13 protein-coding genes are annotated in these 22,134 nt (G+C 39.9%); 1 reads left to right on the top strand and 12 read right to left on the bottom strand.

Translation table 11 applies throughout. From position 1 onward, the window contains the following. Positions 1-105: 105 nt before the first annotated feature. Positions 106-1,206, top strand: coding sequence for a DNA polymerase IV (gene dinB / locus R2Q80_RS18230; protein ID WP_316800977.1), 1,101 nt, complete (start codon positions 106-108; stop codon positions 1,204-1,206). A 58-nt stretch (positions 1,207-1,264) separates the two neighbouring features. Here the strand turns inward: dinB and R2Q80_RS18225 are convergent, their stop codons facing one another. The 12 genes from R2Q80_RS18225 to R2Q80_RS18170 all read right to left on the bottom strand — a co-directional run bounded on the left by R2Q80_RS18225 (position 1,265) and on the right by R2Q80_RS18170 (position 21,881). After that, positions 1,265-3,739: a glutaminase family protein gene (locus R2Q80_RS18225; protein ID WP_316800976.1), complete on the bottom strand. Its 2,475-nt coding sequence runs from the start codon at positions 3,737-3,739 to the stop codon at positions 1,265-1,267. Between the two features lie 165 nt (positions 3,740-3,904). Next, entirely contained in the window at positions 3,905-4,750 is an 846-nt protein-coding gene (locus tag R2Q80_RS18220) for a PKD domain-containing protein (RefSeq protein WP_316800975.1), read from the bottom strand. Positions 4,751-4,762: 12 nt separating this feature from the next. Then, positions 4,763-6,202: a PA14 domain-containing protein gene (locus R2Q80_RS18215; protein ID WP_316800974.1), complete on the bottom strand. Its 1,440-nt coding sequence runs from the start codon at positions 6,200-6,202 to the stop codon at positions 4,763-4,765. Between the two features lie 28 nt (positions 6,203-6,230). After that, the gene (locus R2Q80_RS18210) at positions 6,231-7,877 is read right to left on the bottom strand and encodes an alkaline phosphatase family protein (protein ID WP_316800973.1); all 1,647 of its coding nucleotides are present in this window, start codon (positions 7,875-7,877) and stop codon (positions 6,231-6,233) included. A gap of 87 nt (positions 7,878-7,964) precedes the next feature. Then, entirely contained in the window at positions 7,965-9,584 is a 1,620-nt protein-coding gene (locus R2Q80_RS18205) for a DUF5008 domain-containing protein (RefSeq protein WP_316800972.1), read from the bottom strand. A gap of 28 nt (positions 9,585-9,612) precedes the next feature. Further along, a complete protein-coding gene (locus R2Q80_RS18200; protein ID WP_316800971.1) occupies positions 9,613-10,338 on the bottom strand; it encodes a hypothetical protein in 726 nt (241 codons plus the stop codon). Between the two features lie 21 nt (positions 10,339-10,359). After that, a complete protein-coding gene (locus tag R2Q80_RS18195; protein ID WP_316800970.1) occupies positions 10,360-11,892 on the bottom strand; it encodes a RagB/SusD family nutrient uptake outer membrane protein in 1,533 nt (510 codons plus the stop codon). A gap of 12 nt (positions 11,893-11,904) precedes the next feature. Continuing rightward, positions 11,905-15,054 carry a SusC/RagA family TonB-linked outer membrane protein gene (locus R2Q80_RS18190; RefSeq protein WP_316800969.1) on the bottom strand — a complete coding sequence of 1,050 codons (3,150 nt, stop codon included), beginning with the start codon at positions 15,052-15,054 and terminating at the stop codon, positions 11,905-11,907. A 23-nt stretch (positions 15,055-15,077) separates the two neighbouring features. Then, positions 15,078-16,166 (bottom strand): DUF5007 domain-containing protein, encoded by a 1,089-nt coding sequence (locus tag R2Q80_RS18185; protein ID WP_316800968.1) that lies wholly within the window; start codon positions 16,164-16,166, stop codon positions 15,078-15,080. Between the two features lie 36 nt (positions 16,167-16,202). After that, positions 16,203-17,312 carry a fasciclin domain-containing protein gene (locus tag R2Q80_RS18180; RefSeq protein ID WP_316800967.1) on the bottom strand — a complete coding sequence of 370 codons (1,110 nt, stop codon included), beginning with the start codon at positions 17,310-17,312 and terminating at the stop codon, positions 16,203-16,205. Positions 17,313-17,323: 11 nt separating this feature from the next. Continuing rightward, the gene (locus R2Q80_RS18175; protein WP_316800966.1) at positions 17,324-18,835 is read right to left on the bottom strand and encodes a RagB/SusD family nutrient uptake outer membrane protein; all 1,512 of its coding nucleotides are present in this window, start codon (positions 18,833-18,835) and stop codon (positions 17,324-17,326) included. Between the two features lie 31 nt (positions 18,836-18,866). Then, positions 18,867-21,881: a SusC/RagA family TonB-linked outer membrane protein gene (locus R2Q80_RS18170; protein WP_316800965.1), complete on the bottom strand. Its 3,015-nt coding sequence runs from the start codon at positions 21,879-21,881 to the stop codon at positions 18,867-18,869. Positions 21,882-22,134: the final 253 nt, after the last annotated feature.

Below are 22,134 nucleotides of genomic sequence, written 5' to 3'. Positions count from 1 at the left end.
TATACACTTTAATACCCTTTTGAAGGTTTTGAGCAATCACCACTACCTTCGACAAGGTTTTGTGTTCCAAAAATCGAGAATAAATTCCGACATTTATTCATTCAGATGACTGATCAATCAACTACAGTTTTAAGAAAAATCATCCATATCGATATGGATGCCTTTTACGCATCTGTAGAACAGCGCGATTTTCCTGAATACCGTGGAAAGCCTCTTGTTGTAGGTGGAAAACCCGATAGCCGCGGGGTCGTTGCAACAGCAAGTTACGAAGCCAGGGTATATGGGATTAGATCAGCAATGTCCTGTAGTAAAGCTTATCAATTATGCCCTACAGCAATCTTCGTTTATCCACGGTTTGATGCCTACTCTGCTGTATCAAAATCCATAAGAGAAATTTTCAGCCGTTACACGGATCTCATCGAACCTCTATCTCTGGATGAAGCTTATTTAGATGTAACTGAAGATAAAATGGGTATTGGTTCGGCTATCGATATCGCCAGATCAATAAAGAATGCCATTAAACAGGAATTGAATCTAACTGCTTCTGCCGGCGTTTCTATCAATAAGTTTGTCGCAAAAGTTGCATCCGACATGAATAAACCTGATGGATTAACTTTCATTGGCCCCTCTAAAATCAAATCATTTATGGAAAAACTTCCTGTAGAAATGTTTTTTGGTGTTGGCAAAGTAACGGCCGCCAGGATGAAGGCCATGCAGGTCAATACGGGGGCCGACCTGAAAAATTTAAGCCAGGAACAACTCATCGCACAGTTTGGGAAATCGGGAAAGTTCTACTATCAGATTGTCCGGGGCATTGACGATAGGCCTGTCCGAGCACACCGCGAAACTAAATCGGTAGGCGCTGAAGATACGCTTGCCGAGGACACTAATGACGACGCAGTTATGCATGATTTGCTGAGACAAATAAGCGAGACGGTAGCAAAGCGACTGGAAAAGTACCAGCTTAGCGGCAAAACGGTTACACTTAAAATAAAATTTGAAGACTTTAAACTCATTACCCGCAGCCGTTCTTTTTCTTTTTCTATCAACAAAGCTGAAGCTATATATGCAGAAGCGATAAAACTTTTAGAGGAAGCAGATCTTGGATTGTCAAAGGTAAGATTATTGGGCATTACACTTTCGCGGTTTTATGATGACATTCCAGTGGAAAAGTCAGAAAGTAATCAATTGGAATTTGACTTTTAAGCCGGCATAAAAAAAGCCCGCGAATCTGCAGGCTTTTTTTGTTTTGTTTATAAGCATTTTAATTGCCACTTAACTTATCAGCAAGCATTTTCATATAAAAACCACCCACAACACTCCTCGCCTTAAAGTTGTCGCGAATCCCGGTATTGGAATCATAAAAGTCATTCAACGGAACTCTTGATTCAGTTTCAATGGCATGTTTATAAACCGGATGTACCAAAGCTTCAAAATCTTTACGTGTTGGAGCAAAGGTAGCCGTCCATAAAATCCAGTCATTTTTGGTATATGCTTTTCTGCTATCCAGCGGAATCCCATATCTGTTTTGTTTCTTCAGGTAATAAGCGGTTTCCGTATTATAGATTTTCTGTGGAAACAAATTTAAGTTTAGCACTTTATCCCAAACCAGATTATACTTCTGGCTCCAGGTATTTTTATCATCAAAAGTCAGTGCATAGTGGTCTCCTGCTTCTGCCATTTCAATCCATTTTGGCACCATGCCTTCCGCAATAGCCCTATATTTTGTAGCTGTCTCTTTATAACCTAAGGTTTCGGCCATTTGTGCATAACAAGCTATTCCAACAATTGCCTTCACTGATAAATTTGCATTTCTCGCCAGGTGTCCGGCAAAGTCATCAGTACATAATTGTGTTTTAGGATCTAGCCCTTCTTTGGTTAAATAATCAACCCAGGTAGTCAAGGTCTTCCAATGTAGTTTCGCATAATCAGCATTTCCCTGTGCTTTTGCAATCGCGGCAGTCAAAATAATCATGTTACCAGATTCTTCTACCGGCATAGGCTCACCGTAAGTCTGACCGTTTGCCAGAGGGTAGGTTCCTAAATCGTGAGCTGCCCATGGATGAGGATATTTTCCACTTTCACTAAAATAGAAAATGCCATTGAGCATCCCTTGTAATAAAGATGGATTGTAAATTAGATAAAGAGGGGCAGACGGATAAGTAACATCAACCGTGTTAATAAAGCCACCACTATTATTCTCTTTAGATAACCACAAAATTTCGCCCTGCTGACTTTTCACCAGAGTATGAGCAGCAATACTCTGACGATAAGCTAAAACACATAAATCTGCATATTCTTTACCACCAGATTTTAAAGCATCAGCATAAACAGACTTATTGAATGCCTCGCATTTAGCCATTACCGCATTATATTGTGCTGCTGCATCACTTAGTTGTCCTTCAATAGTTTCTTTACCTGAAGTATTCCACCATGGTCTTAAGTTCTTATTGAAATACTGAACTGAATAAATTTCATCATATCCCAGCTCCACAAATTTTTCCACTTTATTTTTTCCTACATTACCAAAAGGAATTATGGTATTTAATGCCAGCATCTTTCCTTGTTTTGCTGTTGATGCTGCATTACCTTTTCTGAAAGCATTAGCTGCATCTTTTTCGCTGGTTACGAATTGAATACTCCCTGAGCTTTTCGGAGCTGCCACATAGAAATAACCCCAATCAATCCGCATATCATCACTTGCTTTTTGTAAAACCGGTTGTTCTAAAGTTCCTGTTTTTAACACTGATAGATTAGCCGTCGCATATTTTGTTGCGCTAACTTGCTGTGAGGGTCTATATACGGCAATGTTCGATGAAGCACTTAAATAAGCTTTAACCTGATGCATTTTATTATCATTGGCCTTAACCTGATAGGTGATGTAAGAAACAGGTCTGGCGAGTAGTCCCAGATCGTTCATTAACAATGGAGAGGTGAAGGTTAATTTCAAATCAACCTTACCACAGGTAAAATTATAAATGGTTTGAGTAGCTGTTACCTCAACACTCTTTTGTTTAGCCAGCTCAACTTTTTGTGCCTCATCTTTCTCTTTATTGACCAAACCAAAGTCCAGATAACGCCCACCTGCAGTATTCAAAAGGTGGATAGCAATTACATTCTCGCCAGCTTTTAATGCGTTTTTATCACTAGTACTAAGTGCTATATATTGGAAGCTATTAGTCCATCCTTCCTTATCGTATACTTTCTTGCCATTCAAGAAAACCTCAATATTATCGTCGTGGTTAATTTTCAGGAAAAGTTCGTTTATAGCAGCAGGATTTGCTACCGAGAAATTCCTCCTTACCCAAATATCATGAGATTTCCATAAAGTCTTCACATTCTTTTCATCATCACCTATAGGAGCAGAACCGGTTTTCCAGCCGGTTGCAGAATAGCTAAATGCATTCCACTCCCCCACCGGTTTATTTTCTGTATATTTTACCTCATAGCCTTTCTCGTCAGAGGTTCCCAGGATTGTTTTATAGCTTGGTGTTTCCTTTCCCAAAAAACGGTAGATATTTCCGTCTACATTGATTAACCCTAATAGAGATTGATCTGCACCAGTCCAGTGCGCTGTTGGAGATGCGGTGAGTTCATCTGTATTAGACCAGATACTAAAATAAGTGTTATGGGTAATTAACGGGTAAGACGGCGCCTTTCGATCCTGAGCATGGAGTAAACCACTCAAAAATACGCAGCCGACCAGGCTTAATAATCTCAAAGTTTTAATTCTATTCATAATTGCGTGTGTATGTTTTCGGTTAGAAAATTGCAGTAGTTAAACGTTTTACTAATGTATAAAATTTTATCTGCTATCCAATGTAATTTCTGCTTGACATGAAAAAATACATGAGGTTTTTAGGCCCCATGTATTCTCCATTTGCATGTAAAACCAAAGCGTTAACTAGGGCTGTTTCTTATTAATGGTCCATTCCGATAGCTGAAATACCCTTGCAGATCTGGTCTGTTTGATGTAAAGGCGGTAAAACTTATAGGCAACGTAGTTGTCAAAATGAAATAGTTTCGTTTGATTTCTACTGGCACCCGTATCGGTATTTTCCCAAGGGCAAGAAGTTACTGTATGTAAATCCCGATATTGAATACCATCCGTTGAACCTTGCAAAATCCAGTATTTAGGATCACGGTCTGCTGCATCATTACCTGAGGTTAATGTATAGGCTCCGACAATCTGTGGTGTTCTTAATTCAAAAGTACACCTTTGAGTACCATCAAATCCGGCCTGCAAAAACTTGGTTTTAGTATCTCCATCTACTAACTTCTTAGATCCCTCGGCACTGTCCGCGCCAGCGCCAGCCTCTAAATTTACCGAAAATACGCCTCCTATGGTTTGCATATAATTTTCGCCACAAATAGAATAATTTATCGTTGGATCAACCACTGTGATGTCAATCTCTTTCACAGCAGTATAACCCTGTCCGTTCCGGGCAGTTAATACCACATGATACTTTCCGGGAAACCGGTAAACATGCTTGGGTGAAACTTCGACTGATGTACTGTCATCGCCAAATTGCCATAGAAGCGATTTATAGTTTTGTGGAGTTGCATTGAATTTAACCTCCAAAAACTTGGTGGGATCTGGCAGGGCATAATCAAAAGCCACAACCGGCTTTGGTTCCTCAACTTCCTGCACAATTTCAACTGCCTCATCTTTTTTACATTTAACGGTTAACAACACAGTGAGCAGCAAAAGCGAAAATACGCTGAATAATTTTTTTATATTATTTTTCATATCTGTCAATTTTTAAGGAGTAGGAAATAGTTGACTTTTTGGTATAACACGTTTGCTTAAAACATTCGGCACTTCAATTTCCAGGTAAGCCTGCTGTCCGCCAACATTTTCTCTGTGATGCGCTTCAATTCTGTACCGTTTGCCCCTTTCCAGAAATATGGTTCCTTTTCTGGTATCTTTATCCCACTGGGTAGTATAGTCGTTTACCAATGCTACTCCATTGACATATAACCTCGAACCATCATCCCAACGGGTTTGGTAAAAGGTATAGGTTCCCCGAACCGGAGCCAGGAATTCGCCTGTCCATCTGCTTGCGAAGTTGTCGCGACTTAAAGAAACGTTTGCACTATTCTTAACGCCGTCAGGCCATCCATCGCCACTAAAGTTGATACTCTCATCGATTCTGGTTACGAAAGGCGCTCTTCCATCATCTGGATCTAACTGATAATTGGTATAGTACTTTGCAATTAAACCGGTACCGTTACCAGTGATGTAAGAGTTGTTATCCAGATTCACACTTGGATCAACCACCACAATTAATTTGCTTTTAGTTGAGTGTATCACATGATTTGTAGATTGCTTGATACTAATCGCGAAGACAAACTTTTTATTTGCCGTAATATTGGCATCAAAAACCGGCCAAGGTATAGATAAACGTACCGTTGCACTTGAAGCGCCTGTTGCAAAACGCACTAAAGTATCCAGTGTAAAGTCCGTTGAGGCGAGGTGAATCGAATTCGAAGGAATGGTGCCAGCACCAGCTAGTGTAGCAACTGTATCGACATTGTCTTTAATGCTGATGTTGAAAGCACCGGTTGGTGTATTTTCTAAACTTACTACCAGCGGAATGGTCACCCCGGCAGGACCGATAATATAATTTGATCCCTGTACAACATTGAAAATCCCACCACCGTTTAAAGTGAGGTAATGAATATCCGTTGCCTTGAGTAAATCAGCAGTATTAATAACAACCAATATCGTCGATTTTCCGGAAGCGATTTTATTTCCTTTTCCGGGCGTTGAAAGCTTTAAAGCGAATACAACTTTTTTACCAAAATATTTTTCAAGAGCGGCCCGTCTAACCGTAGCAATTCCTTCACCATTATCAGCTCCGTAAGCTACATTGATAACGTTCGGATATTCAACTGACCCTGTAGGCATCAACACAGCATTAGTCAGTGTTCCGTTGTTGATTAACTGGGTTACCGTATCGTTATTTAACGTTAACCCTACCTGAAAAGCTTCTTCAGCCACACCAGATAATGATATTTTAAATGGAACCTTTACGAACTGGTTATCGATGCTCACATTACCTACAGAGATTCCTTCACCTGTAATACTTCTTGTAGTTGCATCAGGCTGTTTTAGATCCTCTAATTGAGATTCTTTACAGGAGTAGAATACCACCATGGTGGTGAATACTACCAAAACGGAGTATATAATTTTTTTCATTGCTGATATATTAATTATCAAATATTACTTATTGATCTAACCAGACTCTACCATCAAGTCCCCAGGTTTGCCTGTTGGCGATTTTTAGCCAATTGAGTATCTGGGAAGGAATGTCTGACGTTTGCGGAACCAATACGGCCAGTGTGCCTGCATCTGGAGGACAGATTAAATCGTTGAAATTTTCCCAGGTAAACGCACCTATAAGAGTAAAATCATGAGCCTGTGAGGAAAGATCTGCCATTTTATTGCCGTTACCGTCAGTTGCCGGCCAGTAACCCACTAAATAGTTATAGGATGGGTGACTCTGGTCAATCGATGTTTCGCAAGCATAGTTACCAATTACTCCATCAGGAACACTGAGTTTAAAAAATCTGATGTCAGTAACATAATAGTCGGGTACACCGTGTCCTGTCCCGTTTAAAAAGCCTAGCTTAAGCGGACTCGAATTGGCTAAAGATCCGGAAGCAGTAATTTCAACCTCATTATTATAAACACCATTGGTGTAAGTTCGTATAAAACGTTGATTTCCCCTTTGCTCCAGTTTTACCGAAAGATTTTCCCATCTGCCTTTTCTAATATCACCGCCACGGCATTGCTTGTAATCGCTGTCTTTAGTACCGCGCCACTCAAAATACCAATACCCTTCTTCAAGATATATTACCCAGCCTACACCAGGGTGTCCACTTGACCATTCATTTCTTTTGCCTAAAACACTGGGCCACCTGAATATATCCTGGTTCTTTTTGACTTTAAGTTCTATAGTCATTTTAGTGGTATCATCAATATTGTAAACCGCAGCATCTGCCCCTGCAATTTCAGCTCTTGGTTCTTCTCCAACAAACTTGATGGTTTTCCCCAGGTAGCGGTTTCCCGTAAAAGGTTTCACGATAATCCTTTTTTGATAAGTAGGGCTATAATAAATGATAAATGAATTATTGGCGGGCTTGCTAAAAATGGTTTGGTCATCTGAATTAGGAGGCAAAGCGTATGCGCCACCATCGCTAGACGCGATAACAACAAGCCAATCTTCATTAATATAGTTAGCGCGTTTCTTTAGCACCGCCAATATCTCTCCTACGCTCGAATCAAATTTCTCAATCGCAGTTTTATAGGCCGGAAAGGAGTTATCATAGCCAACAGAAGCTCCTGCTTTTTCAACGTCAGTAAAATGACCTAAAATAACGGAAGCGGTGTCGGTGTTGAGTTGGTTGATCACAGCAGCTTTAACAGCGTCGTCATTAGTTAATAAACTATTAATAGTTGCATCAGCAGTAAGCTTTTGGAACACCGACGAAGATGTGTATGAGGCGATCTTAGTACTCGATTTGTTCTCCTTTATCCGTTTAAAAACTGCCGGATAGTTTTGTAGATTATTGTTTGTAAGATCATTGTTAGTCACCATGTGTTTGGCTTTCTTCACACCAGTAAGCATACTGGCCCAGTTGGAGGCATCCAAGGTAACCTCTGGTTCGTTAAGGCCGACCCAGCTATAGATAGCATTGGGAAGTAAGGCCGTAATGTTCGGAATGTTTGCAGTTGACACAGACTGGCCTCTTGCTCCATCAACAACTAAGTACAAAACCTTCCGATTTCCATACCTCACATTTGTGGTATCTTTCCCATCTTTCTCGGTAAGAGTTTTATCGAAATCTTTATTACAGGAAAATATTGCCATGGTCAACATTGTGGACATAAGGCCAAACCATAATTTATATTTTTTCATCTTGCTCATCTTTTATATTTGATTAGGCTTCTGCTTCAGTTATTCAATAGTCATTCTGATAATATTATTATAGGGCTGGTTATCAAAACGATTAAAACCACCTATCAGCAATAATGCTTTCTTACCATCGGCCGATTTAGTTTCAATCACATCAGATAATCCCCCATTGAAAGGGCCGGTAGTATTATAACCAGGGGCAAGGGTTCCCCCAGCGGTGAGAATCATAAATCCATTTCTGGTAATGTTATCATATTTTCTAAAATCGCCACCAACAACAATTAAACCTGTAGAAAGCTGGCGGGCAAAGTATGGATATCCCCCTTCGTAGGCTTTTGCACTGAATGATTCATCCAATGACCCGTCCTCGTTCAATAATGCAATACCATTTGCTGGTTTACCATTATATTGAGTAAAAGTACCTGTGATTAAATATTTCCTGGTGGTAGCATTATAAGTTAAAGACCCAATACCGTTGTTGGCACCAGTTCCTGGATTAAACGATGGATCTTTAGCCCCTGCAGCAGTTAAGCGCAAAATTCTTACAGCAGGCTGATCATCAAATGTGCTGAAGTTACCCCATACCATTAGCTTCTCAAAGTTTGTTGCATCAGTGTGCATATAAGTATCAATAGGTCCGTTTGCACTAACAGCTCCTTTATTGGTCGAGGCGTTGAAACGGAAAGTTTTATCCAGCGATCCATCTAAGTTAAAACGTAGGATTTGCCTGATATCCGTACTATCTAGAATCACAGTATCTCTGGTATTATCATAATTCGCTCTTCGATAGTCCCGCTTCACATAATACCTGAAATCTCCGGTAGCCAATATCTTACCCTGATGAGGATAGACACGATTGATGTAAGCATTTGTTCCGCCATTGAATTTTGGAAACCATTTATGCGTCGTGGTATCGGTTAATGTTGGTCTGCGTTGTGTGCGGATGTAAACTGTGTCAATTGCTCCATTGGGAAACAAACTGGTGATATTACTGATATTTTCTGTGCGCTGGTTATAGCCGCTAAAACCTCCGGCAACAATAAAGCGCCCACCAATTTCCATAATTCTGGAAAGCGAACCATTGGCTCCCCGACCGGTTCTGAAGGTTCGGTCATACTCGCCATCCAAAGAAACCCTTGCAATTCTATTTATCGGAGTTACAATTCCCTTATTGTCATAATTGGTAAAAGAGCCAACAACAATTGCCCGGCCATCATTCATTTCATAGAATTGACTTACGTATCCGTTTGCTCCCAGGCTCGCCTTCCAGGTAATGTCATTTTTCACCAAGCCGGTTACGGTAAATTGTGGGCCTACAACCAATTGATCACCGATGGCAATGGAAACATTTCCTGTGCTGCCGGCTGCAGGAACTTTTACAGTGATTTCTGTAGCTGTTACACTCACCACTTCCGCCTTTTCACCATTAAACATAAAGGTCAGCTGATCTTTAAAAGGCATCAGTCCGGTTGCTTTAATGGTAACAGTAGTTCCCACTATTCCTTCTGCCGGAACGGGTGGCGCTGTCTGACTGATCAAAACTCCGAGCGGCTGTTTGCCTACACCATAAGGCTCTTCTCCAAGTTCTTCTTCCTTTTTACAGCCTTGAATAATCAAGCCAATCAGGAAAAATATTGTAAGAATGTATTTAATTTTTTTCATGTTCAAATTCCTTTAATATTAAACCTTATTATTTGGATGTACTTTGAGTTAAACCAGTAGTGTACACATCATTGAAAAACTCATACAAACTGAAGCCTAAATAGGCTCCGGAATAAGCTAGCGAATGTACAACACCGTTGGTAGGCTTGATATCCGATGATGCAATGTTCACAGAAATCCAGTTATCGTTGGGTTTGGAGATATCGGGGATATAGGAAAATACCAGGTTTCGGTAACCGATATATCTGATTCCATTCGCATCACCAAAGGAAACCCCAATATTGGACACCGTATTATTGTAATCATAGTATAGAGCTCCGGGATAAATCGATCTGAGCCCCAGGTCAATCTGGGTATAATCTTTCAAACGATTTACCCCCTTAAACATATAACGCTGAAGGTATTTTTTCCAGATTAGCGGTGAGATCTGATCGAGGGTTTTCACCGTATCTTTGCCTGAATAAAACAGTAAACTGTTAAGGCCGTTTGTTCGAACAGTCCCAATCGTCCTTTTAATTACATCATCATCAAAGGCAAAAAAAGTAAAGTCTTCACTACTGAACTGTTTCTCCATCCCTGCAAGTTTTACAATTTGGGCCACGGTATCAAATGGCACTTTTTTAGCCTGCAGGTATTGCAGCATATTCCCCTGATAATCTGGATTTGCTTTACCACCATCTATATAATACTCATCACGTTTACAGGCACTAAAGACCAGTAAAAATGCTGCACATATCATTATTAGCTTTTTCATATCTTAATCTTTTCTAATCAATTAGTTACCACCATTTACCCAATAGTCATTTAAAACTACATAAGGATTATTGTTTCTGGCATTTGCATTCAATGGCCAAGTCCACGCCCCGCGATTGAATTTATCAGCCGTTAAAACATTATAAGACCATTGGTTACTTAAAATCCTTTTTGTCCGGACCAAATCAAAATAATGGTGCCCTTCACCAATCAATTCTCTCGATCGTTCATAAAAAATGAAATCTTTAAGTGCTGAACCGCCGCCGCCTGAATATTTTGAAGCCTGGGCACGATCCCTAATCATATTCACCATAGTGATCGCATCCGCATCCTGACCGAGTTCAGCAAGCGCTTCTGCGGCAAGCAGAATTTCGCCACCGTAACGGAACACCATAAAAGTATTATCTGGATTGGCATTCTCTTCTCCTGTAGCAAATGCATTCTGCGCGTATTTTAACATCATAAACTTTCCGTTATCAGCAAAAATATCCTCGTTAAACCATGCGGTTATCCTTCTGTCGCTTCCATCCTGGAAAAGCTTTTGCATGTACTCTCCACGATAATAAGCAAAGCTCACGCGGTGGGTATATTCCGGCCGCTTATAGGGATAGTGAATAAACATATCAGCAATTGGTGACACACTTGAATTGGCATCTCCATAGTTGATACTTCTGTAAAACTCGAATAAACTTTCATCTGACCTTCCTTTAATTACTGTTGCCCATTCGGAAATCGGCAATAGCCTGAACGCCTTACTTGCAATTAGTTCTTTTCCTAAATCAGCAGTTTCCTGGTAATATTTATTGGCATTTGCCGGATCAAAACCTGCATTCCACATATTCATCTCCATGATTAAAGCAACTATGCTTCCACGGTTTGCCCTCACTCCTTTGATGGATGGGTCAGTATAAGTCCATGCAATATTGTTTTTATGGGTTTTTAAATCGGCAATACATTTATTTAATACTGATACAAAATTCTCCCGTGGAAGGGGTGTAGCATGAAAAGCATCAGTGTAATAGACCACATTACCGTAAAGGCGCACCATAATAAAATAGCTCAATGAGCGGATGAATGCTGCTTCGGCCTTAAATGCATTTTTTTCTGTTTCCGTTACACCTGGAACGCCTTCATCCAACTTGGCGATTAATATGTTGGCGCCCTGAATAGCTTGATAGTAAGCCCGCCAGTCAGTAATTGAATTGAAGTTGTAATTAATGTCACTCGACCAGGGAAAGGAATTATTAAGAACAGTTAACAAATCATTTCTACCCAAATATTCGACAAATGCACGTGCTGGTGCATGGTCCGATTGACTTTCATACTGTACTTCGCCCGACCTGTATTCGCCTGTGGCGCCGATAAAATGTGTTTCGTTGTACTTCCCAAAAACAATTCTCGATAAATCGTAAATGTTTGCAACCACATCTTCCTTAGACTGGAAAAAGTTGTTTCCTGATAATTTATCCAAAGGCTGGATATCAAGAAACTTTTTACACGATGGCAAACAGAATGATGCCACTAAGAGTAATGTATATATAATACCTTTTTTCATAACAATAGTAGATTAGTTGCCTGTATTAAGTTCTAAGTTTAAACCAATATTATAAGTTCGTGGAACCGGATAGCCCGTGGAAATATCTCGCCCCAGGGTGGTTACGTTTTCCGGATTTGGTCCGCTATATCTAGAGAACGTTATCAGGTTATTTGTAGACGCGTAAATTCTCAATTGATTTAGCCCGAACCGCCGGATCAATTTCTTATCGAACATGTAGGACAGCGTGACGTTATTGATCTTCAGGTAACTGCCACTTTCTTGCCACAGGGTTTGATCAGCTCTTAAAGGCTGAATCTGATTGTACCGTTTATAATCGTATGGATATGGATATTTTGCCATATCACCCGGAGCTCTCCAGATATTAAGATCATTTAATGGCACCACTGATGTTTGAGAGAATGGGTCGCGCATAATTGCTATCCTATCTGCGAGCGCATTGTTCAAAATTGTACGGTCTGCAGTATAAACAGCATAGATATTTAATCCCCAGTTCTTGTATCTGATATTGGTAGAGATACCTCCGGTAATCAATGGCTGTGAATTTCCGGTGATTTCATAGTCCCGGTCATCTAGAATATAATCGCCGTTAACATCTTTCAGTATTGGATCCCCACCAAGAAAAAACTGTCCGTTCGATTGATATCTCTTTCCGGTAACCGGATCTACAGGCACATCTCCATCAGTTTTATATACCCCCTGATTAATGCGTAAATAGTTTGACAAAGTATTTCTTCCAACGCGGTAAACGACATGTTGTAAATAACCGGATTCGTCAAAACGAATATCCTGCCCATTATATTCTGAAGGGAGGCGAAGCAATACATCCCGGTTAATTGCTCCATTCACAGAAATGGAGATATCCAGATCTTTTTTTACCACAGGCCTGAAAGTGATCATCACCTCCGTACCATAATTGGCAATAGCAGCGTCGTTGCTAGCTAAAATATTAAAACCTGTAATATTGGATAAGCGGCTTTCATAAAGAAGGTTGTCAACCTTTTTATAATAGGTATCGAAATTGATTGCTACACGCTCATTGAATAAACCTAAGTCAAAGCCCAGGTTATACTGACTGGTAGTAGTAGGTTTAAGAGATGGATTAGGAATGATGTTATAGTTAATTCCAATCGTAGGGTTATTGTTGAAGTTGCCGTTTAGATTGTAAATCCCGTAGATGCTTTCCAGGTTACCGCTTGGAACAATATTTTGTCCCCAGGTTAATCTTAAACTACCATAAGATAGCCATTTTTTATCTGCTAACCAGTTCTCTTTATTGAAGTTCCATCTCAAACCCACTGAAGGATTTTTGGAATACGGATTATCTAAACCAGTTGACGAGGTACCATCCAGACGATAAGAAAGTTCAGCGACGTATTTTTTGTCGTAGTCGTACGAAACTGATCCAGCAAAAGATGCAATGGTAGCATTTCTATAATTCTCTAATACACCTCCCCCTCTGGAGTAATAGGCATCATAACCAACAGGTCCCTGGTATTGGTCGTTAGGCGTTCTTTGCTGTAAAGTAATACCAGCTTGTTTTCCCTGTTTATAAATTTCGTTAAATGTGTTTATAAACAGGTTGTGCTTTTCACCAAAGGTTTTCGCATAGGTAATACCATTACGGTTATACAACTGATAGTTTCTACCCACATAATCATAAAGTTTAGAAAACTGGCCATTTGCGGCGGCAGGGGTAAATGTCGATTCTGTATCAGATGTATAGTCGTAACTTAATGTTGACGAGGCAGCCAGACCAGGAATGAATTCATAGCGTGCTTCCACATTTGTTCTTAAGTTTCGGGAATTGTTATCATTTAACGTTTGCAATGCAGATAGTACACCTCCTGATGCCTGATAAAATGATGGCGGGGGAAGTAAACTGGATGCCTGGCCATTTTGAGCAACTCCTGATTGCAATAACCCTACTCCGTTACCTTTATTCTGCTTACCTACTGATCCATTAATGAATCCGAAGAACCTGAACTTGTCATTAGGTTTGAACTCCATGTTCATGTTAAGGTTATAGCGGTCATACCCTGTGTTTTTAATCACACCTTTTTCAGTGTAGTAGCCCACATTGGCTTTATAATTAAACTTTGGATCACCGCCATCGAGTGCCAGGTTATGACTTTGATTATAGGTACTTTGGTAGAAGATGCTTTGCCAATCCGTTGAATTGTTCCAGTAGGCGTTCAAGCTGTCAGATAGGAAGGGTGTATTTGAGATCCTTCTTATATCATCTACGTTTGATGCATTGAGAATAATCTGCTGAATTTTCAACTGTCTTTCTGAATTACCTCCCAGAGTTTCACGAAGTTTTGGCGGGGCATTCACAAAAGCGTTGGTTACGTATCTAATCCTTGGAACTTTGGAGTTACCTCTTTTAGTGGTGATGATAATAACACCGTAGGCCCCTCTTGAACCATACATTGCAGTGGCCTGTGCATCTTTTAGAATTTGAATATTCTCAATATCTTCCTGAGGTATGAGTGAGAGTGGACTTACACCAGGTCCCTGAGTTTGAAAACCAAATTCAGCAGCCTTGTCTGCATCCAGAGGAACACCATCAATGATGTATAATGGTGAGGTAGGCTGCAAGAAAGATTCATTACCACTGCCTGAAATTGTAAGGCTGGACAAACCACGAACCTGTACAGATCCCCTGAATCCCGGGGCACCAGTGTTATTTTGTATGTTCAATCCTGGTACTTTACCCTGAAGCAGTTGCTCGACGTTTGATACCGGAATATCCTGAACTTCTTTCGCCTGGATTAAGACTGAGGAACCGGTCGTCGTCTGTTTCGACCGATTCTGGTATGCCACAATGATTACATCATCAAGTGCAGTACGATCTTCACTGATAGTAACTGTCACATTATTCGAGCCGGTAACTTTATATTTTTGGGTATTGAAACCCAAAAACTTAAATAATAGTGTTGAACCTATTGGTACATTGACAGTAAACTGTCCGCTACCACTTGTTTGTGTCAAACCCTTATTCGTCTCCTCAAGAATTACAGAAACCCCAGGAACTCCTTGTTTGGTTTCCTTATCCACAACCTTACCGTTGAGAATCATGGTCTTTTGCTGTGAATAAGCATGAGTACCACAAATTATACATACAATAAGTATGATATAAAAAAATATATTTCTTTTCATAATAAATAGCGTTAAACCTTACCCTATTCGCTAGCGAATTTTGGATTCTCTGTTTTAAAGTGAAAAACAATTTCCCAGTCTCCGGCCTTGTAGATGGCGAAATCGATACCGAAATTGGCAACGGTACGACCTCCACCGAAAGCACCCCTTGAATAGCTTAGATTTACCCTTGCTCTGGAGCCACCTGTAGCATAAGAGGTTGGAATTTCAACCAGGGGAATCGGATAGGCTACATCGTACTGAACATACTTATCAGTTTTCTGAAAATTAAATCCATGAATCATTTTATCCCATACAGTCTCATTGAAGAAAGCCGGATTGATCTCTACAAGATCTTTATTTAACACTTTAATTCTAAGCGAATGTCCGTTACCGCCAGAAAACGGACGGATATAAACAACCACATCCTTTTTATCATCATTACTAACCAGTGCCTGGTTTGATGTTTCACCAATTACATTAGTTAAAAACGGCCGGATATAATCCCTGAGCGTTTTATCCAGAGGAAATTTTGGGTCTGGCGCAGGTAGTCCGCTGTATAAATTGATGTCATTTGAGGGTTCATACGGACGCTCCCTCCATGGCCTGATCTGAAAATCACGAATCAGTCTTTCCCCGCCCGAATTTTTCACCTTAACATCGAAAAACCGGGTATCCTGAGCAAAATTTGTACTGTCGGTTGGTCGCGGGGAAACCAGTTGATTGGTTGACGAGCCCCAAAGAATAAATTCTCCTGAAGGGCGCATCTCAAAAAGCTGATGAGATTCAATTTTTCTTTTGGCTTCGATTTCAGCCAGTGATTTTTCCAAACCTGTATAGGGAGCAGTCCATACATATGTGGGCACCTTCTGAAAGATATCAGTCACTGCTCTTCCATCTCCCCATCGTGGATTTACAATTTCGAAGGTAATTGGCTGAGTAGAGTTATCTCCGTTAAAGCCACCGATTAAATTATTTCTGCCAATAATCGGTTCAAGGATCTTATTGCTAAAGTTTACATTATTACTCAGATAATCTTTTTCATCTGGAAAGTTGTAAAGCTTCTTACAGCCACTTAAGGCAACAAAAATAAAGAGTATCAATAGAAGATCTTTTTTAGCAATTAACTTCATAAGTTTTTTTGATTTATTGTTTCCGTAATCCATCTTCTATTTCGTTTTGTTAATGGTCCATTCTGCCAATTGGAATAAGCTGCCATTTCTTAACTCGGTAATGTTTATACGGTAGTATAAGTATGGCGTAGTGTTAGTACATCTAAATACCTTCTGCTGATAGCGTTCCTCAAAAAAGAAATTGCTTACCCGATGCAATTCAGTCCAGTTAACGCCGTCATTTGAAGCTTCATAAGTCCATGCTTTGGGATCACGTTCATTTGCATCATTCGCTGAAATCAAAGTATATACAGATGATACATCAGCTGTTTTAAGTTTATAGGTCATCGTTAAAAAACCTTGCAAATCACAAAGAAACTTGGTATGATCGTCGCCGTCAATCACTTTCCTTGAGCTTTCTCCAGCGGTAATCCCTCCGCCGTTTTCACGGTTTGTAGTCAGTGCCCCACCGACGGTAACCATTAAGTTTGGCGGTGGCGGAACAAATGTTAACCGGGTTACAAACCCATCGAAACCAAACGTATGATCAGGACTGATGACATGCACAATCCCATTTTTGGTTTTGATGTTATTGGATGCTGTGGTACTGGTTGCCCAGTTTCTGATGAACTGACTTCTTTTAGTGTTACTAAATTCAATCACTTCTGGTCCGGCGCCAACCAATCCGCTTGCTGATGTCCTGATGGATTTAGCATGCATCGGATAGCCAACTTTAACACTGGTTAGGTTTAATCCATCCTGAAGTTTAAGTGAATCTGTCGGTTTTTTTCCTCTGATGATGTAGTAAGAAACCATAGTATCAAGTTGTACGCCATCGATATTCGAGAGGAACAATGGATCTTTATCTGATTGTTTCCTGAGGGTGTTGAGGTTTCTAAAAGCCAGCTGAAAACTTGGATTGGTTACCGCGAATAAAGTAACATTACTATCAGTTAAGGTTTTCTGCAAACCCATCCTATCAATTGCAACAAGTAGAGAATCATAAACACCAGGCTTGCTTTTCAGGTATTCATAGGTATTTCCGGTAAATGGTGCTGTAGATTCTTCTGCATCGTAAAAGCCACCATTCTTTTTACAAGCTGAATAAATTAAGGTGAGCATCAACAACGTTGCAGCTACTCCCACATATTTCATAAAATTCTTCATACATGTATTATTTAGCGCCAGTAAGGATTCTGAGTTAATAAATTATTTTGAGATATCAGCTTGCGGGAAACTGGCCAATATATACCTCCGGAATTAATGAGCGCCATAAATCTGGAGTCGTTTTGTCTGATCTTGTTTAATCTGATCAGGTCATACCACCTTTGCCCCTCGCCCAGTAATTCACGATGTCTTTCTTCAAAGATCACTTTAATCAAATCGTCGGTTGTGCTATAAGGTGAGTCGGTACCACTGGTAATTCTACGTGTCACAACATTATTCAACTCAGCCAGCGCACCAATCTGATCACCCAAAACTGATAAAGCTTCGGCGCGCAGTAGAACGATGTCTTCTAACCTTGTGAAAATAAGGGCACTTGTAAAATATCGGAAATTCGGATCTGTGCCACCACCCTGAATCACTTTAATCTTACTGAAGATTGGATACTTGCCATTCAGATTGGTAAAATATCTATCAAATTTGGATTGACCTAGTGTATCAATGGCAAACCTTTCATCCTTTGCCAGATTAAAATATTTTAAGATAGAATCTTTTGGTAAATAAATGTCAGGCACTGTTTTAGTAAGGATTGGCTCTGCTAACGTTAGCTCCTCGATGTGCCCGGTTGCCGAACCATCAACGTGACCATAATCTGAATTGAAACCGAACATCTGACGGGTATTCTTATTGTAGAAAAACCCATTGGAGTTGCTCAGATCGGTTACAGAAGTATATCCACCCTGTGATTTGCCATAGTTGTCTTCAACAAATTTAGCATATTTTGATACGTTCGAATAATCGGCTTTCCAGGCAGCGACATGCGCTAAAACGGCGTATGCCGTGACTTTAGTCGCCAGGGCACCTCCCCAACGGTTGCTGTCTTCGTTATAATAATTACTGGGCTGCTGAACATCTCCGCCGCTATAGATAAAAGGTAAATCTACTGCAGCCCTAAGGATTTCAGACTCTACCCAGGCCAGAATTTTTGCCTGGCTCTCTCTTGGCTTATTTTCGAATCCAGTTTCTCCCGAAGAAATTACAAAGGGCACATCACCCCAGATACGAACCATATAGAAGTAAGCAAATGCCCTTAAAAACCTTGCCTGAGCAAGATCAACTGTCATGTTATTATCTGAATAACGCTTGTCATTAGCCTTTACATGAGCTACATTTTCCATCAGAACATTTGCTCCGTTTACAATAGCGTAAAACCTGGTCCAATCTGATAGCGATTCAACTACAGGATAAGAGGCATTTAAGTTGTTACTGATAACCGCTTTGAGATCCTGCCTTTTAGGACTGGCAAATTCACCTGGTCTTACGTCTCCATAAATCCAGTGTCCATTATTGTCCGATAATGCTGAACGGGTAAGCGCATAGACGCCCATTATACCTGCTCGTGCGTCCTCAACCGTATTCCACATATTCTTCTCCCCCACTGTCCGGGTAGAATCAACGTCTAATGCTTTATTACATCCAGAGAATACGAAGGCCGAAAGCAGAATGATGTATAGTATATTTTTCATTTGCGATGTGTTAGTATTACTTTTTCCCATATTATAATTCCATTTTAATACCCAATGTATATGTCCGTGGTATTGGCTGACCGTAACCAGTATCGACACCATCGTAGTTTACCAGTTCAGGGTCCTGCCCTGTATATGGTGTTACCGTGAACACATTGTTAACTGAACCGTACACGAAAATTTTCTTGATCTTAATGTTATTTCTTTTAAGAACCTTAGCCAGATCATAACCTAGTGACACAGACCTTAACTTTAAAAAGGAAGCATTTTCGAGAAATAAATCCTGATCAACCCGATAAGGAATTACAGTACTCCAGGGGTTGTACAAAGGATACTTGCTATAATCCCCGCGCTTTTCCCAAAAAGTAATTTCTTTTACCGAGCTTAAATCGGTATTCCCTTCACGGTTCACAAAATCGAAGCGGTTTGCCATCTCCTGGTTGATGATTTTTCTTCCCAGATTAAAATAAAGGTTTGTTCCCAGCGTCCAGTTCGCATAACTGAAGGAGTTATCAAATCCTCCTGATAACAATGGCATGATGTGACCCTTTAAAACTTTGTCCTTCTCATCTATAATATTATCACCGTTTTGATCCTTCCATCTTGGATCTCCGGCTTTTAACGCCTGGCCATTGTATTTCAATGGCTGCCCATTGACTACAGGCACTTGACTGTTAGCAGTGTAAATACCTTCGTTTTCAAGCAACCAGTATTGATCTACAGGCTGACCGACTTTTAGAAAGCGATTACCGATTACAATTTCATTCAAACCCCTGGGTAGCGCATTAAGCTTATTGATATTATGGTTGACATTTAAAGCAGAATTCCATTTGAACTTAGCATTTGAGATAACCAACGTACTGATTGTTAAGTCCAAACCAGTATTGGTCATATCGAGTCCACTTTCTATAGATTGTCTGTATCCATATTCAGCATATGATGGAATACCGATAAGTTGATTTTTCTCAGCTTTAGTGTAAAAATCTAAAGATGCATGCAGTCTATTCTTGAGCATCGAAACATCTAAACCAATATTCAATTGATCAGAATAAGACCATGGAACATGATATCCAACCCATCCGAATGAGTATGGTCTGGTTAATACTCCAATAGCATTATACCCTGGTACCGTCAGGTTGCCGGTGTAGCCCACGGTTGCGGTATATTGCGGACCTTGTGCATAATTATCGTAAGTAAATGTTCGGCCCATACGACCAACGCTCGCTCTAAGAACAGCGTCGTCAATAGATTTGAAATCTTTAAGTAATTCATTTTTTATGTTCCAGGCTGCTGACAATACTGGTGAATAGAACCACCGTGTTGTGGGCTGTGCATTGGAAGAACCATCCAGGCGTAAAGTACCTGAAAGGAAATACTTATCACTAAATGAATAGTTAACTTTACCGTAGAAAGAAACCAGATTATCCTGTGTTTTATCCAGAAAACGATACGTTAACTCCCTTGGAAAGGCGGTAGGAACAAGATAATTTGGATTGTCACTCCCGTTGGGAAGTTTAGGATCTGAATCCAGTAAATTAATTTTGATGTAATCGTTCGCACCTTTGTAAGCATAGGCATTACTGTATTTATACAGATCCCACATGGTAGATTGACCCAACTCAAAATGAAAGTCATGAACGGTATTGATATTCAAATCGTAAGTAGCCTTGTTATCAATCATCAACCTTTGGTTGAAACCATAATAGTTGGATGCATAGCTTGTTCCCTGCAATAATGTTCTTGCATAGAATACATCACGGTAGCCTTCATTATAATCTACATTGAAAGTAGAAGAAATTTTAAACTTACCTAATGTAGCCAAAAGTCTGGCATAGCCTTGTATAGAATTGGTTTTGTTATCATCGAATCCTTTATCATATTGCGCCAGGTAATTACCATAATATTCTTTATTTGGGGCTAGTGGAGCACTTAAATCAGGAAAATAATTTAGTTGTGTAAAACGATCTCTCAGGTTTCGGTTACGCGTTCTGTTCAATCTGTTCCCATTGATCATCGCAGAAAATAATAACCATTTTACCGGCCTCATATTGATGTTAAACATCGCACTATAGCGGTCTAAACCGGCACCATCCGCTACGCCTTCACTTTTGGTGTTACCAAGTGAAAATCTGAAACTTGCACGGTCGGAACCACCTGTCAGCCCCAAATTGACACCATATATAAGTGCATTTTTATAGTACAGATCGGTCCAATCAGATTTTCCACTGTAGACATTATTAAGTGAGTCACTAAGGTAAACCGGATATTGCTCATCGTCTGAGTAACGTCCGTTAGTAGTGTAGATGTCATAAAATCTTTGTCGAAACTCATTCTCATACTTGCCGTTAATGGTATTCACTGTCGGCTTTTGCACCAGACCAATATAGGAGTTAAAGCTTATGCTTCTGTTCGTCCCGTCCGACGTTTTAGACTTCAATAAGATTACACCATTGACGCCCCTTGGACCATAGACCGCAGTACTTGCTAAATCTTTTAAAACCTCTACTGAGGCGATATTGTTGATGTCTATTCCAGTCAGCAGATTTGTCGCCGGACCGATACGATTGAAATCATATTGCTGTAAATCGAATGCAAACGGATGCTCCCCAACAAGGGGAATACCATCCAATACTACCAAAGGCTGAGATGAATACACATCCCTTTTGGAAAGTAATGGCGTCGGGGCTCCCCTTAAAAACATATTTTGTATTGTTCCAGGCTCTCCCGTTGTCTCCTGAACATACAAACCTGCATAGTTCCCTTTTAGATTCTGCTGTAATGAAATAGCAGGAAAAAGTGATAAATCCCTGGTATCTTTTTGAACTGTTCCAACCAACTTGCTATAAAGCGTTTTCTGTTTGATCTTTTCCAGACTGTCTTTTCGCAGCGAATCTCTTTCAGATACAATTCTGACTTTTGTTGTATCCTGACGAATAAAAGGTCTGTTTTTCAGACTTGTGTAAAGCTTAACAATTGTTGCATTGCATGGTAAAACGTTTAACGTAAGCATTGCAAAAAAGCCACAGCACACCCATAAGTATCGCATAATAAATGGATCGTTAATTAATAAAAAAAATGATTTTTAATATTTACTTTTTCGGAAACAGCAAAATCTGACTTGTGTCAAAAGGAATAGTACTCAGGTTGTAGTAAGTGATTAGTCTCATAATTAGTTAATTTGGTTAAATCAAATATATATAATACTAAAACGTTTTATTGCTAAGCAAACACTTTTACTATAATTTCAAAAAATTAATTTTTTAAATATCAATTTGACAATTAAAAAAGACTTTAAATAC

This window comes from Pedobacter frigidisoli (assembly GCF_032678525.1).
Taxonomy (GTDB): Bacteria; Bacteroidota; Bacteroidia; order Sphingobacteriales; family Sphingobacteriaceae; genus Pedobacter; species Pedobacter frigidisoli_A.
Note: the sequence above shows the minus strand (reverse complement) of the source record. Positions and strands in the feature narration are given on the sequence as shown.

Excerpts from the sequence above, each read along its gene's own strand:
- dinB (WP_316800977.1), top strand. The coding sequence starts at position 106 with ATGACTGATCAATCAACTACAGTTTTAAGAAAAATCATCCATATCGAT.
- R2Q80_RS18225 (WP_316800976.1), bottom strand. The coding sequence starts at position 3,739 with ATGAATAGAATTAAAACTTTGAGATTATTAAGCCTGGTCGGCTGCGTA.
- R2Q80_RS18220 (WP_316800975.1), bottom strand. The coding sequence starts at position 4,750 with ATGAAAAATAATATAAAAAAATTATTCAGCGTATTTTCGCTTTTGCTG.
- R2Q80_RS18215 (WP_316800974.1), bottom strand. The coding sequence starts at position 6,202 with ATGAAAAAAATTATATACTCCGTTTTGGTAGTATTCACCACCATGGTG.
- R2Q80_RS18210 (WP_316800973.1), bottom strand. The coding sequence starts at position 7,877 with ATGGCAATATTTTCCTGTAATAAAGATTTCGATAAAACTCTTACCGAG.
- R2Q80_RS18205 (WP_316800972.1), bottom strand. The coding sequence starts at position 9,584 with ATGAAAAAAATTAAATACATTCTTACAATATTTTTCCTGATTGGCTTG.
- R2Q80_RS18200 (WP_316800971.1), bottom strand. The coding sequence starts at position 10,338 with ATGAAAAAGCTAATAATGATATGTGCAGCATTTTTACTGGTCTTTAGT.
- R2Q80_RS18195 (WP_316800970.1), bottom strand. The coding sequence starts at position 11,892 with ATGAAAAAAGGTATTATATATACATTACTCTTAGTGGCATCATTCTGT.
- R2Q80_RS18190 (WP_316800969.1), bottom strand. The coding sequence starts at position 15,054 with ATGAAAAGAAATATATTTTTTTATATCATACTTATTGTATGTATAATT.
- R2Q80_RS18185 (WP_316800968.1), bottom strand. The coding sequence starts at position 16,166 with ATGAAGTTAATTGCTAAAAAAGATCTTCTATTGATACTCTTTATTTTT.
- R2Q80_RS18180 (WP_316800967.1), bottom strand. The coding sequence starts at position 17,312 with ATGAAGAATTTTATGAAATATGTGGGAGTAGCTGCAACGTTGTTGATG.
- R2Q80_RS18175 (WP_316800966.1), bottom strand. The coding sequence starts at position 18,835 with ATGAAAAATATACTATACATCATTCTGCTTTCGGCCTTCGTATTCTCT.
- R2Q80_RS18170 (WP_316800965.1), bottom strand. The coding sequence starts at position 21,881 with ATGCGATACTTATGGGTGTGCTGTGGCTTTTTTGCAATGCTTACGTTA.